Source organism: Bacillus sp. FSL W7-1354 (assembly GCF_038002405.1).
In the GTDB taxonomy this organism is placed as follows: domain Bacteria; phylum Bacillota; class Bacilli; order Bacillales; family Bacillaceae; genus Bacillus; species Bacillus paralicheniformis.
Genome location: NZ_JBBOCL010000001.1, coordinates 611,719 through 625,213 on the forward strand (window position 1 = coordinate 611,719; position 13,495 = coordinate 625,213).

Sequence of the window (13,495 nt, forward strand, 5' to 3'; positions counted from 1 at the left end):
TCTTGCTATGGAAAATCAGGTGAAAAAACAAACATTGATGAATCGGTTTTTTTATACTTCAGACCAAATCATTGAAAAGCCTTTTAACTGGGCGCAGATGTGGAGGCTGCTCAAATATTTAAAGCCTTACCGAAAAAATCTGCTGCCGCTCTCCTTTTTAACGGTCATGATCTCGGCGGCGATCCGGCTGACGGTGCCGATTTTGATCGGCGTCTATGCGCTCGACAAAGCAATCGCAGGCCGGGATATGAATCTTCTTGCGATTCTGATCTCCGTCATCAGTGGATTATATCTTGTCAATTATGTTAGCAATGTGTTGAGAATCCGCTGGATGAACAAGCTTGGCCAGCATGTCATTTATGATCTCAGACAGCATTTATTTACGCATGTTCAGCGGCTGTCGCATCGCTTTTTCGATGAGCGTTCGGCAGGTTCCATCCTTGTCCGGATCATGAATGACATCAATTCTCTGCAGGAATTATTTACGAGCGGAGTCATCAATTTATTGATGGATATCCTGCTCCTCTTCGGTATTATCGTCATTCTGTTTTCGCTCAGTCCTGAGCTGACCATCGCCATCATGGTGACGCTGCCTGTTATGTTCTTCATTTCAACCAATCTCAGAAGGAAAATCCGACGATCCTGGCAAAAGGTGCGCTTAAAGCAGTCCAAACTGAATTCCCATTTGAATGAAAGCATTCAAGGTATCCGGGTTACTCAGGCATTTACGCAGGAAAAAGAGAATATGATGTATTTTGAAGGCGTCAACAGCGAGAACTTTGAAGCCTGGCGGGAAGCGACGAAAAAAAATGCGACATTCCGCCCGCTTGTAGAAATGACAAACGCCGTCGGGACGGCCATTTTAATCTGGTACGGCACAAGCTTAATCATCAATGAAACGATTACGATCGGTGTATTTGTCTCATTCGCCTTCTATCTCGGAATGTTCTGGGAGCCGATTTCAAGGCTCGGCCAAGTCTACAACCAGCTGTTGATGGGGATGGCTTCGTCAGAGAGGATATTTGAATTTCTGGATGAAAAACCGAGTGTGGCAGACAAGGAAGATGCGGTCAAAATTAAAGAATTAAAAGGCCGGATCGAATTTGAACAGGTGGAATTTTCTTATGACGGGAATCGCAAGGCGCTGCACAGCATTTCATTTGAGGTGCCGGCGGGAACATCGCTCGCGCTTGTCGGACATACAGGATCAGGGAAGACGACGATCGCGAATCTGATCAGCAGGTTTTACGATGCAACAGGCGGGACTGTCAAAGTGGACGGAATACCGATTACCGATATCTCGCTTTCCGATCTTCGTTTGCAAATCAGCATCGTGCTGCAGGATACGTTTATTTTTTCCGGAACGATTATGGAAAATATTCGTTTTGGCCGTCCGAATGCCGCCGATGAAGAAGTGATCGAAGCAGCAAAAGCTGTCGGGGCCGATTCGTTTATTTCAGCGCTTCCGAATGGATACGCCACAGAAGTGGAAGAACGCGGCAATGTATTATCGGCAGGTGAGCGGCAGCTCATTTCATTCGCGAGGGCGCTCCTGGCAGACCCTCGCATTCTGATCCTTGATGAAGCAACCGCAAGTATTGACACAGAAACGGAAGTCAAGATTCAGGCTGCATTGAAAACCCTGCTCCATGGCAGAACGGCTATTATGATCGCTCACAGGCTTTCAACGATAAGGGATGCGGATAAAATCCTGGTTCTTGACCACGGCCGGAAAATAGAGGAAGGAAATCACCAGGAATTAATCGAAAAACGTGGAATGTATTATGAGCTGGTGAAAGCGCAGTATCAAATGTTTCAGCGAAACTAAACTGAAACCCTCCGCGGCCGCATATTCTGAAATGCGGCCGGGGCGTTTTTTTGAGAAAACAGAGGTGAAACATTTTAGATGATTCTGCGTATAAACTGGTAATTCATTTTTTAAGGGGGATACATATGGAAACGCATTTAGAAACTGAAAAAGTAAAAAATCCGTCATTGTTCGGATTGATTACCCATCCCGGAGAACAGTTTGAGAGAATGAGAGAAAAGCCGGCTGTCTGGTTTCCGCTTGTTATTGTTTTATTATTGTCGGTTACCGGCGCGTATATGCTCAGCGAAAAAACGGTGTTATCTACCGATTTGTCGGAAATGCCGGGAGATGATGAAACATTTGAAGCCACTATGAAGAGAATCGGGATCATCGGCGGGATCATCGGCGGGATCATCGGCTTTGTGATTGCCTTGCTGATCAGCGCTTTAATCTATTGGCTGATTGTCAAAATCGGAAGAGGAACAACCAATTTTGTTCACATGTTTTCGCTGTCTGTTTTTACATATTTTATTGCGGCTATCGGGCAATTCATAGGCGGGCTTGTGATCTATTATTCAAATATTGATCCCACGATCGCCATCACGTCTTTAAGCAGCATCATCCCGGCAGACGAGCCGCTCAAATCGGTATTAGGTGTATTTGATATTTTCACCATCTGGTCGCTCGCACTGGTTGCACTGGGTCTCCAAAAGGTTGGGGGCATCTCCAAAAAAGCGGCTTGGACCGGTGTGATCATTTTATTTGTGATCTCCATTTTGCTCGCTTTAACAGGCGGAATCGCGAGGAATTTCTTCGATACATTTGAAGGAGCAATGTAAATGAAAAAAATATGGATCGGCATTATCATTGTTGGGGCTGCTGCGCTTTTTATCGGACTCAACCTCTACCGCTCGGTGCAAACGGGCGGAGGGGCTGAAACAGCGGTCCAAACCGTCAAATTGGAAGAGAAAGAGATTTCTTCTGAAGTCATGGTTCCGGGCGCCCTAAAGTTTGCCAACGAACAATACGAATATTTTGAACCCGAAAAAGGGAAAATTGCCGACATCAAAGTAAAAGAAGGCGACAAGGTGAAAAAAGGAGATGTGCTTTTCACCTATACGAACGAAGAAATTCGCCTGGAAAAAGAACAGAATGCTTTATCCATTCAATCGAAGGAACTCCAGCTTGAACAGGTAAAGCGAAAAATCAGCAGTCTAAAAAGCAAGGAAGACGAGATGAAGGCTGAGCTGGGAGCGGAAAAAGCCAAAAGGCAAATGGATGACGAACGGTCCCAGCTTGAAATGGAAGAAAAATCGCTTCAGCTTGAGCTGAAACAAGCCGACCTGCAAAAGGAAACGCTCGCGAAAAAATCTGCAGCGCTGCAAGTAAAAAGCGGCATTGACGGGACAGTGATCACCGCTGATAAACAAGCCGCCTTAAAGCAATCGGATATTCAAAAGCCGGTTATACATATAGGTAACGAGGACAAGCTTGTCGTTAAAGGCGTGCTGTCAGAGTATGACACATTGAAAGTGAAAAAGGGACAGAACGTGACCATCACATCGGATGTCATCCAAAATAAAGAGTGGCGGGGCAGAATCTCTCAAGTCGGATTGGTTCCCGAAGAAGAGGCGTCTGCAGGTGCTGCGGGAGGAAAGGAACAAGCTGTTCAATATCCGTTTGAAGTCAAAATAAAAGGGGAGCGTCCTAAAGCAAAGCCCGGCTTCAATATGATTCTCAAAATCCAGACGGACAAAAGAACCATTCAGGCTCTTCCTGAAGATGCCGTCAAGCAGGATGATGATCAATCATACGTGTATGCCGTCAGAGACGGAAAGGCGAAAAGGATCAATGTCAAAACCGGCGAGAAAGCAGATGGCGTCGTTGAAATTACCGGCGGTCTGACGAACAAGGACCGGGTTATCGCAAACCCGGCCGAGGACATGAAAAGCGGAACGGAAGTGAAGCTTCAATGATTGAGCTTTCCCGCGTGAAAAAAAGCTACCAAATCGGAGGGGAAACCATTGATGTTCTCAGGGAGATCAATATGAAAATTGAGCCGGGTGAATATCTGTCCATCATGGGGCCTTCCGGTTCCGGAAAATCGACAATCATGAACATTATCGGCTGTCTTGACCGCCCGACATCGGGTATTTACAGGCTGGACGGCGAGGATATTTCATCATATGGTGAAAGGGAGCTTGCCGGCGTCAGAAACCGTTTAATCGGTTTTGTTTTTCAGCAGTTTCAGCTTCTGCCGAGACTGAATGCCATAAAGAATGTGGAGCTTCCGATGATCTACTCCGGCATTCCAAGAAAAGAGCGGCGGGAGCGGGCCGAACGGGCGCTTGAAAAAGTCGGGCTCAAGGACAGAATGCGCCATTTGCCGAACGAGCTTTCCGGCGGCCAAAAACAGCGTGTAGCCATCGCAAGAGCGATCGTCAATGAACCGAAGCTGATATTGGCCGATGAACCGACCGGAGCGCTCGATACGAAAACAAGCCGGGATATCATGGAGCAATTCACCGAATTGAATGAGGAAGGAACGACGGTGGTGCTCGTCACCCACGAACCGGAGATTGCAGATTATACAAGCCGGATCATCATGGTGAGGGACGGTGTGATCGTCTCGCCGGAAACAGAGCGGAGGGGGACGGTGCAATGAATCTCATCGAAAACTTGAGAATGGCGTTAAGTTCCATCCTTTCCCATAAACTGCGCTCGATTTTAACAATGCTCGGAATCATTATCGGTGTAGGCTCTGTTATTGTCGTTGTTGCAGCGGGGCAAGGAGGAGAGCAAATGCTCAAGCAGACGATCAGCGGGCCCGGCAACACGGTCGAAATCTATTATCAGCCCAGCAATGAAGAATTGACGTCCAATCCCAACGCCTATTTAGACGCCGGCTTCACCGAAGAAGACATCAGAAGTTTAAAGTCACTCGAAGGCGTGAAGCATGTCGTTGCGAAAACTACCGAGTCTATGAATGTCCGTTTCCGGGATGAAAAAACGGATGCCGCTGTAAACGGCATTAATGACGGATATATCAGCATCAACTCGATGGAAGTCGAAAAGGGAAGAGAGTTTTCAGAAGAGGATTACAATGCCGGAAGCAGGGTCGCCGTCGTTTCGCCGAAACTTGCGGAGGAACTTTTTTCTCAGCAGTCGCCTCTCGGCCGCGTCGTATGGATCAATGGCCAGCCCGTTGAAATCATCGGCGTATTAAAAGAAGAAACCGGGCTGCTTGCGTTGGGGATGAATGAGATGTATGTTCCGTTTTCAATGTTAAAATCGTCCTTCGGCATCAGCGACTATGACTCTGTCTCCGTTCAAGCTGAATCTGCCGACCATCTGCAAGCCGTCGGAAAGCAGGCTGCCGCGGCCGTCAACAACAATCACGGCACCACGGACTCGTACGAAGTGATGAACATGGAGGCCATAGCGGCCGGGATCAGCCAGATTACAACAATTATGACGATGTTCATCGGCTCAATTGCAGGCATATCTTTACTCGTTGGCGGGATCGGCGTCATGAATATTATGCTGGTGTCGGTCACGGAACGGACGAGGGAAATCGGGATTCGAAAATCGCTTGGTGCAACAAGAGGCCAGATTTTGATGCAATTTTTAATAGAATCGTCTTTGATCACGCTGATTGGCGGGGTGTTTGGCATCGGCCTCGGATACGGCGGAGCCGCCCTAGTTTCGTTTTTTGCCGGTTGGCCGCCGCTCGTTTCCTGGCAGGTGGTCCTCGGAGGCGTCCTGTTCAGTATGGCGATCGGGGTTATCTTTGGCCTCATCCCGGCCAATAAAGCGGCCCGCCTTCATCCGATTGATGCATTGAGGTATGAGTAAAGCGGCATATAGCCGTCAGCCGATAAGCGTCACTTTGAAACACCCGCTCCTACTCATGAGCATCGACTTAGCAGGCCTGACAACGAATGCGAGAGTTTGTCGACACGCTGAAACCGCCTTTAGAGGCGGTTTTTTTGTATGCGAAAATTAAACTAAATTTAAAAATACTTTTCTTACATTAATGATAGACTTAAAAGTGCTGAAAAATTGATCATTATGTTATGAAAGAGGTATTACAGGAGGAATTTTAGAGTGGAAGCCAATATAGAAACAGCAACTCAAGTAAAAAAACCGTCACTGTTCGGTATCATCACGAGCCCTGTCCGTCAGTTTGAAAGAATGAGAGAAAGGCCCGCAATTTGGCTGCCGATGATCATCGTGCTGGCGTTATCCGCCTTTTCCGTTTATCTTGTTTGTTGGGAACTAAGTGAGTTTCTTGGTTTGGATATAGATCCTGGACTAGAAGCCGCCCGTAATGTTTTTCAGTCTGTCATATTCTTCGTGCTCAGCGCTTTAGTATTGTGGCTGATTGCTAAAATAGGCGGCGGAAACACCAATTTTGCCTGCATGGTGTCTCTGTCTGTCTTTGCCACATTTGTACCTGTTATCAGAGACGTCATCATCGGTTTGGTGTATTATGCTTCGAATTCTGAGATCGCGTTTTCGTTCTCATCTCTTGATGGATATATTCCGGCCGAAGAGCCTCTTCTGAGCGTCCTGGAGATGTTTGATGTTTTTACAATCTGGGCGTATGTGCTGGTGGCGGTAGGACTGCAAAAAGCAGCGGGCGCTTCAAAGCGGGCGGCTTGGATCGGCGTTTTCGTCATATTTATTATGATGCTGATGTTGTCTTATTTATTAGGCTTATGGCAAGTATTTTTAGAACGTTCATTAGGCTGATGCATTATTGTAAAACCTCATGCGGCGAGCATGAGGTTTTTCTGAATGGTGTTTGAAGGAATAGATAATAATAATGTCACATATTTTTGCGGATTTTTATAGTTTATACAGTTTACAAACGGTACATATCACGATAATATGTTAAAATGTGAAAGATTTTGATGGTTATTGAATGAATTTGAAAGATTTTTGTTGAGTTATGTCGAAAAAGCGTTTACAATGTAATTGTAAGCTAAATGAAGGCGTTTCCAAAAGGGGTGATAATGTGTTGACTCCCGAACGGCATCAGTTGATTATTGACGAGATTGAAAAGCATGATGTCGTGAAAATCCAGTACTTAATGAATTTAACGAACGCATCTGAGTCAACGATCAGAAGAGATTTGTCGACGCTGGAAGCCCGCGGATATTTAAAGCGTGTTCATGGAGGGGCATCGAGGCTTTCCGATATTCGTACAGAGCCTGACATGCTAGAGAAATCATCCAAAAACCTTCATGAAAAGAGAAAAATCGCTCAAGAAGCGGCCTCACTTCTTGAAGAAGGCGATTGTATCTACCTTGATGCCGGAACGACCACATTGCAAATGATCGATTTTATCGATCCGGAGATGGATATTATCGTGGTCACAAATGGAGTCATGCACATTGAGGCATTAGGTAAAAAAGGCATTACTTTTTATTTATTAGGCGGGTATGTGAAGTATAAAACCGGAGCAATCGTGGGCGGTTCGGCTTTATCAGCCATCAGCCAATACCGGTTTGACAAAAGCTTCATCGGCGTCAATGGCATTCATAAAGAAGCGGGATTTACGACTCCGGATCCTGAAGAAGCGCTTTTGAAAACAAAAGCTGTCAACCAGGCGAAAAAAGCATTTATTTTAGCTGACGTTTCCAAGTTTGGGGAAATTTCATTTTCTGCCTTTGCCGGTTTAGACGAAGCAACTATCATTACAGCAGGATCTGCAAAACATTCATTTGATAACTATCAAGAAAAAACTGTCGTAAAGGTAGTGAAAACATGATATACACTGTAACTCTCAACCCATCGGTCGACTATATTGTTCACGTTGAAGAATTTTCCGTAGGCGGGCTGAATCGTTCAGTCTATGACACGAAATATCCCGGAGGCAAAGGAATCAATGTCTCACGCGTACTGAACAGACACCATGTACCTTCTAAAGTTCTCGGTTTTATCGGCGGTTTTACCGGGGGGTACATCAAATCATTTCTCGAAGAAGAGAAGCTTGAAACGGCTTTTCATGAGGTGAATGGAGACACGCGCATCAATGTCAAATTGAAGACCGGGGATGAGACGGAAATCAACGGGCAGGGGCCCGTCATCAGCCAAGAAGATTTCGCGGCCTTTTTAGACCAGTTTTCAGCGATGAAAGAAGGGGACATTGTCGTATTGGCTGGCAGCATTCCTTCTTCATTGCCGCAGGATACCTATGAAAAGATTGCAGAAAAGTGTGAAGAGCAAAATGTCCGGGTTGTCGTTGATATTTCGGGTGAGGCACTCCTAAAAGCAGCAGAAATGAAGCCGCTTTTAATGAAACCGAACCATCACGAGCTCGGTGAAATGTTTGGAACAACCATCACTTCAGCGGAAGAAGCGGTGCCTTACGGTAAGAAACTCGTTGAACGCGGGGCCGAAAACGCGATCGTTTCCATGGCTGGGGAAGGCGCACTTTTATTTACAAAAGACGGCGTCTACCATGCCAACGTACCTAAAGGAAAGCTCGTGAACTCAGTCGGCGCCGGAGATTCAGTGGTTGCAGGCTTTCTCGCAGGCATTGAAAAACAGCTCGACATCAAAGAAGCTTTTCGCTTAGGTGTCGCGTCAGGAAGCGCAACCGCCTTTTCAGAGGAGCTGGGAACGGAAGAGCTCGTTCACAAGCTGCTTCCGGAAGTTCAAGTCAAAGCGATTTAAAGGAGGAAAGGTTATGAAAATAACAGAGCTACTAACGAAGCATACGATCAAGTTAAACCTTGAGAGCAGCCAGAAAGAAAACGTTATCGAAGAACTCGTCAGCGTTTTGGATCAGGCGGGCAAGTTGAATGATAAAGAAGGCTACAAAGAAGCCGTGATCAACCGTGAGAAACAAAGTTCCACCGGTATCGGCGAAGGCATCGCCATCCCTCATGCGAAAACGGCAAGCGTTAAAGAGCCTGCGATCGCGTTCGGCCGTTCAAAAGACGGCGTCGATTATAAATCCCTTGACGGCCAGCCAAGCCATCTTGTTTTCATGATCGCTGCTACAGACGGCGCGAATAACACTCACTTGGAAGCATTGTCAAGACTGTCGACTTTGCTTATGAGGGAAGAGATTCGCAAACAGCTGCTTGAAGCTTCATCCGAAGACGAAATCATCGACATCATCAATCAGCATGATAAAGATGATGAAGAAGAAGAGCAGGCCGAAGAAGCATCTGCACCATCAGCAAAAGGAAAAATCCTTGCGGTTACAGCATGTCCGACAGGGATCGCCCACACGTTCATGGCTGCCGATGCTTTGAAAGAAAAAGCGAAAGAGCTCGGCGTTGATATCAAAGTTGAAACGAACGGTTCAAGCGGTATTAAAAATGGTCTGACAGCGCAGGAAATCGAAGATGCGGTTGCGATCATCGTCGCCGCCGATAAGCAGGTTGAAATGGATCGCTTTCAAGGCAAACATGTCATTGAAGTACCTGTAACAGCAGGAATCAGACGTCCGAAAGAGCTGATTGAGCAGGCGCTGAAACAAGACGCGCCTATCTATCAGGGTAAAGGCGGAGGTGCATCTGCATCTGCTTCTGAAGACGGAGCTGCCAAAGGAAAAGGCGGCGGTTTCTACAAACACTTGATGAGCGGTGTCAGCAACATGCTGCCATTCGTCGTCGGGGGCGGGATCTTAGTTGCGGTTTCATTCTTCTGGGGAATTAACGCGACCAAACCGGGAGATCCCACTTATAATGAGTTTGCAGCTGTATTAAATACTATAGGCGGAACTCAAGCACTTGGATTAATTGTCGCTGTATTGGCAGGATTTATCGCGATGAGCATCGCGGATCGTCCGGGGTTTGCGCCTGGTATGGTCGGAGGTTTCATGGCGACGCAAGCCGGCGCCGGTTTCTTAGGCGGACTGATTGCCGGTTTCTTGGCTGGTTATATTGTTGTCCTATTGAAAAAAGTGTTCGCTGGTCTGCCGCAAGTGCTTGACGGATTAAAACCTGTCCTTCTTTATCCGTTGTTTGGAATATTCTTGACCGGAATCATCATGCATTATGTTGTCAATACGCCTGTCAAGTATATTATGGATGGCATGACACATTGGCTTGAAGGTCTTGGAACAGGAAACCTTGTTGTAATGGGTATTGTTTTAGGCGGTATGATGGCGATTGATATGGGTGGTCCGATCAACAAAGCGGCCTTCACATTTGGTATCGCGATGATTGAAGCTGGAAACTTTGGACCTCACGCAGCGATCATGGCGGGCGGTATGGTGCCTCCGCTTGGAATTGCCCTTGCAACGACTTTCTTTAAAAATAAATTTTCAAAACGGGATCGCGAAGCCGGAATTACCAACTACGTGATGGGCTTGTCATTTATTACTGAAGGTGCGATTCCTTTTGCGGCAGCCGATCCGGCGCGCGTCATTCCTGCTTCTATCATCGGATCAGCAGTTGCCGGAGGTTTATCTCAATTTTTCCATGTCACACTGCAAGCGCCGCATGGCGGAATATTCGTTCTCTTCTTTACGACGAACCATGCGCTGCTGTATCTCCTCAGTATCTTGATTGGTGCGGTTGTGACGGCTCTCATTCTCGGCATCTTGAAAAAGCCGGTTCCAACTGAAAAATAAGTGCTGAAAGTGCCACAGTAATCCCTGTGTGGCACTTTCTTTTTTACCGTTTTTGCCGGAAGTGAACGCGGGAATTATGTATTCGGCAGGAACTTGTGATAAAGTATAGGAAAGCTTTATTTTGCATGTATGCTGTGACAGACTGTTTTTAGGAGGAAGCGTTTTGACTGAAGAAAAATCCACCCAAAATAAAAACTCTCTCTTTGAATGGGTAAAAGCCATTATTATCGCAGTCGTTCTGGCGTTATTGATCAGGGCATTTTTATTCGAACCGTATTTAGTCGAAGGTACATCAATGGATCCGACGCTGCACGACGGAGAGCGGCTGTTCGTCTATAAAACGGTTAAATACGTAGGCGAATTTAAGCGGGGAGATATCGTCATTATCGACGGCGATGAAAAAAATGTCCATTATGTGAAGCGCTTGATCGGCCTGCCGGGAGATACCGTGCAAATGAAAGACGACACGCTGTACATAAACGGGAAAAAGGTGTCTGAGCCGTATCTTTCGGAAAACAGAAAAGAGGCGGAAGCAGTCGGCGTCAAACTGACGGGCGATTTCGGCCCTGTGAAGGTTCCGGAAGGCAAGTATTTCGTGATGGGAGACAATCGCCAGAGATCGATGGACAGCCGGAACGGACTCGGACTGATCGATAAAAAACGAGTGGCCGGGACTTCACAATTTGTGTTTTTCCCGTTCAACGAAATCCGAAAAACAGACTGAAAAATGCCTGATGTCCATTTGGACAATCAGGCATTTTTGCTTGATTTATGCGGATAATGATGCCAGTACTGCGATAAACAGTACGGTAACGAACACAGAGGCCATAATCAGAAGAACGCTGTATAAGATTCTGATTTCCGCGGCTTCTTTTCCCCTTTTTGACAGCATTCGTTTCGCCGCGATATGAACGAACACGTAAATCATGGCAATCCCGATGTAAAGGCCCACATCCCGTGCTGTAAAGCCGGTTACGGCAAGATAAACCCCTGCGAAAAAAATAAACATGCAGTATTCCGTCAAAGTGATAAGCTTCATGTCTTCCTCCGTCTAACGATCCGAGTTTTCTTCAAATATCACCTTTTTATAATATATCTTTTGCAGCCATCCCACAAGGAGGCCGAAGCCGATCAGCAGACAGGAAAATATCAAAAAGTCCGAGGTCCACATATCAAACCCTTTGAAAAGCCCGATAGACATCGTAGAAATCACCATGGCCACTGACACGAAAAGCGCTTGGCGCGGCCTTGAATTGATCCACCTGATGATATCAGGATCATCTTTTAATTTCATTATTCCTTCCCCCATTCTTCAATAATTGTAACATATTGTCACAAAGAAAGTGTGAACAAGTGTTTTTTTGATATATTTTTCTTTAAAACTTTATCGTAAAAAAGCAAAGCATTTCTCTTGCGGAATTTTCGTGTTATACTCTTTTTAATGAAGTATAGATGGAGGATTTTAAATGATAGCTGTTCAAAATGTCAGCTTGCGGTTTGCGGACCGGAAGCTGTTTGAAGATGTAAATATTAAGTTTACGCCGGGTAACTGCTACGGATTGATCGGAGCAAACGGCGCCGGAAAGTCCACTTTTTTGAAAATATTATCAGGTGAAATCGAGCCTCAGACGGGCGAGGTTCATATGAGCCCGGGCGAACGCCTTGCCGTCCTGAAGCAGAACCACTTTGAGTATGAAGAGCATGAAGTGCTGAAAGTCGTGATCATGGGGCATAAACGCCTTTATGAAGTCATGCAGGAAAAAGACGCGATTTACATGAAACCCGATTTTTCAGATGAAGACGGAATCCGCGCCGCAGAGCTTGAGGGCGAATTCGCCGAGCTGAACGGCTGGGAAGCCGAAGGGGAAGCTGCGATTTTGTTAAAAGGCCTCGGCATTGCTGAAGAACTGCATACGAAGAAAATGGCGGATTTGGGCGGTTCCGAAAAGGTGAAGGTCCTCCTTGCACAGGCCCTGTTCGGAAAGCCTGACGTCCTTCTTCTCGATGAGCCGACCAACCACTTGGATATTCAGGCGATCCAGTGGCTTGAAGAGTTTTTAATCAATTTTGAGAATACGGTTATCGTCGTATCGCATGACCGCCACTTTTTGAATAAAGTATGTACGCATATCGCCGACCTGGATTTTAACAAAATTCAAATTTATGTCGGAAACTATGATTTCTGGTATGAATCAAGCCAGCTTGCGCTTAAAATGAATCAGGAAGCCAATAAGAAAAAAGAAGAGCAGATCAAACAGCTCCAGGAGTTCGTTGCCAGATTCAGCGCCAACGCCTCAAAATCGAAGCAGGCGACATCAAGAAAAAAACTGCTTGAAAAAATTACGCTTGACGATATTAAGCCGTCATCGCGCAAGTATCCGTACGTACATTTCACACCTGAACGCGAAATTGGAAACGATGTGCTTGTTGTCACAGACCTGTCGAAAACGATTGACGGTGTCAAGGTGCTTGACTCGGTCAGCTTTATGATGAATAAAGAAGATAAAATCGCCTTTACAGGCCGGAATGAGCTTGCCGCTACTGTGCTCTTTAAAATCCTTGCCGGGGAAATGGAGCCTGACAGCGGATCGTTTAAATGGGGCGTCACAACATCCCAGGCGTTTTTCCCGAAAGACAACAGCGAGTATTTTGAAAACAGCGATTTAAACCTTGTCGACTGGCTCCGCCAATTTTCGCCGCATGACCAAAGCGAAAGCTTCCTGCGCGGATTTTTGGGCCGGATGCTGTTCTCCGGGGAAGAAGTGCTGAAAAAAGCAAGCGTTTTGTCAGGGGGAGAGAAAGTCCGCTGCATGCTGTCCAAAATGATGCTGTCCGGCGCCAATGTGCTGATGCTTGATGAGCCGACCAACCATTTGGATCTCGAATCCATTACAGCGCTGAATAACGGTTTAATCAGCTTTAAAGGCGCTATGCTGTTTACATCTCATGACCATCAGTTTGTCCAAACAATTGCCAACCGGATCATCGAAATCACGCCAAACGGAATCGTCGATAAACAGATGAGCTATGATGAATTTTTGGAAGACAAAGCGGTTCAGGACAAGCTTGCTGAACTTTACGCGTAATGA

General features: G+C 46.2%; 13 protein-coding genes. 11 read left to right on the plus strand and 2 right to left on the minus strand.

The window, feature by feature from the left end; genetic code table 11:
* The first annotated feature begins 7 nt into the window (after positions 1-7).
* The 10 genes from MKZ04_RS03265 to lepB all read left to right on the plus strand — a co-directional run bounded on the left by MKZ04_RS03265 (position 8) and on the right by lepB (position 11,130).
* Entirely contained in the window at positions 8-1,828 is a 1,821-nt protein-coding gene (locus MKZ04_RS03265; RefSeq protein ID WP_149169437.1) for an ABC transporter ATP-binding protein, read from the plus strand.
* Between the two features lie 125 nt (positions 1,829-1,953).
* Positions 1,954-2,649, plus strand: coding sequence for a Yip1 family protein (locus MKZ04_RS03270; protein ID WP_020451220.1), 696 nt, complete (start codon positions 1,954-1,956; stop codon positions 2,647-2,649).
* Positions 2,650-3,786, plus strand: a complete 1,137-nt coding sequence (locus tag MKZ04_RS03275) for an efflux RND transporter periplasmic adaptor subunit (RefSeq protein WP_149169438.1) — start codon at positions 2,650-2,652, stop codon at positions 3,784-3,786.
* Positions 3,783-4,475 (plus strand): ABC transporter ATP-binding protein, encoded by a 693-nt coding sequence (locus MKZ04_RS03280; protein ID WP_020451222.1) that lies wholly within the window; start codon positions 3,783-3,785, stop codon positions 4,473-4,475. Before MKZ04_RS03275 ends, MKZ04_RS03280 begins: the two co-directional genes overlap by 4 nt.
* A complete protein-coding gene (locus tag MKZ04_RS03285; RefSeq protein ID WP_020451223.1) occupies positions 4,472-5,665 on the plus strand; it encodes an ABC transporter permease in 1,194 nt (397 codons plus the stop codon). The genes MKZ04_RS03280 and MKZ04_RS03285 overlap by 4 nt, the downstream gene beginning before the upstream one ends.
* 252 nt (positions 5,666-5,917) lie before the next feature.
* Positions 5,918-6,565, plus strand: coding sequence for a Yip1 family protein (locus tag MKZ04_RS03290; RefSeq protein WP_020451224.1), 648 nt, complete (start codon positions 5,918-5,920; stop codon positions 6,563-6,565).
* Positions 6,566-6,830: 265 nt separating this feature from the next.
* Positions 6,831-7,586, plus strand: coding sequence for a DeoR/GlpR family DNA-binding transcription regulator (locus tag MKZ04_RS03295; protein ID WP_020451225.1), 756 nt, complete (start codon positions 6,831-6,833; stop codon positions 7,584-7,586).
* Positions 7,583-8,494, plus strand: a complete 912-nt coding sequence (gene pfkB, locus MKZ04_RS03300) for a 1-phosphofructokinase (RefSeq protein ID WP_020451226.1) — start codon at positions 7,583-7,585, stop codon at positions 8,492-8,494. Before MKZ04_RS03295 ends, pfkB begins: the two co-directional genes overlap by 4 nt.
* 13 nt (positions 8,495-8,507) lie before the next feature.
* Entirely contained in the window at positions 8,508-10,406 is a 1,899-nt protein-coding gene (locus MKZ04_RS03305; protein WP_341045297.1) for a PTS fructose transporter subunit IIABC, read from the plus strand.
* 163 nt (positions 10,407-10,569) lie between these two features.
* Positions 10,570-11,130, plus strand: coding sequence for a signal peptidase I (lepB, locus tag MKZ04_RS03310; protein WP_020451228.1), 561 nt, complete (start codon positions 10,570-10,572; stop codon positions 11,128-11,130).
* A 45-nt stretch (positions 11,131-11,175) separates the two neighbouring features.
* On the opposite strand, the gene MKZ04_RS03315 is transcribed toward lepB, so the two are convergent.
* Positions 11,176-11,445 carry a hypothetical protein gene (locus tag MKZ04_RS03315; protein WP_020451229.1) on the minus strand — a complete coding sequence of 90 codons (270 nt, stop codon included), beginning with the start codon at positions 11,443-11,445 and terminating at the stop codon, positions 11,176-11,178.
* Positions 11,446-11,457: 12 nt separating this feature from the next.
* Positions 11,458-11,700, minus strand: a complete 243-nt coding sequence (locus MKZ04_RS03320; RefSeq protein ID WP_020451230.1) for a hypothetical protein — start codon at positions 11,698-11,700, stop codon at positions 11,458-11,460.
* A gap of 172 nt (positions 11,701-11,872) precedes the next feature.
* Here MKZ04_RS03320 and MKZ04_RS03325 point away from each other — a divergent pair, with 172 nt between their 5' ends.
* Positions 11,873-13,492 (plus strand): ABC-F family ATP-binding cassette domain-containing protein, encoded by a 1,620-nt coding sequence (locus MKZ04_RS03325; RefSeq protein ID WP_020451231.1) that lies wholly within the window; start codon positions 11,873-11,875, stop codon positions 13,490-13,492.
* Positions 13,493-13,495 lie beyond the last annotated feature (3 nt).

Excerpts from the sequence above, each read along its gene's own strand:
- MKZ04_RS03325 (WP_020451231.1), top strand. The coding sequence starts at position 11,873 with ATGATAGCTGTTCAAAATGTCAGCTTGCGGTTTGCGGACCGGAAGCTG.
- MKZ04_RS03265 (WP_149169437.1), top strand. The coding sequence starts at position 8 with ATGGAAAATCAGGTGAAAAAACAAACATTGATGAATCGGTTTTTTTAT.
- MKZ04_RS03280 (WP_020451222.1), top strand. The coding sequence starts at position 3,783 with ATGATTGAGCTTTCCCGCGTGAAAAAAAGCTACCAAATCGGAGGGGAA.
- pfkB (WP_020451226.1), top strand. The coding sequence starts at position 7,583 with ATGATATACACTGTAACTCTCAACCCATCGGTCGACTATATTGTTCAC.
- MKZ04_RS03275 (WP_149169438.1), top strand. The coding sequence starts at position 2,650 with ATGAAAAAAATATGGATCGGCATTATCATTGTTGGGGCTGCTGCGCTT.
- MKZ04_RS03270 (WP_020451220.1), top strand. The coding sequence starts at position 1,954 with ATGGAAACGCATTTAGAAACTGAAAAAGTAAAAAATCCGTCATTGTTC.
- MKZ04_RS03285 (WP_020451223.1), top strand. The coding sequence starts at position 4,472 with ATGAATCTCATCGAAAACTTGAGAATGGCGTTAAGTTCCATCCTTTCC.
- MKZ04_RS03305 (WP_341045297.1), top strand. The coding sequence starts at position 8,508 with ATGAAAATAACAGAGCTACTAACGAAGCATACGATCAAGTTAAACCTT.
- MKZ04_RS03320 (WP_020451230.1), bottom strand. The coding sequence starts at position 11,700 with ATGAAATTAAAAGATGATCCTGATATCATCAGGTGGATCAATTCAAGG.
- MKZ04_RS03315 (WP_020451229.1), bottom strand. The coding sequence starts at position 11,445 with ATGAAGCTTATCACTTTGACGGAATACTGCATGTTTATTTTTTTCGCA.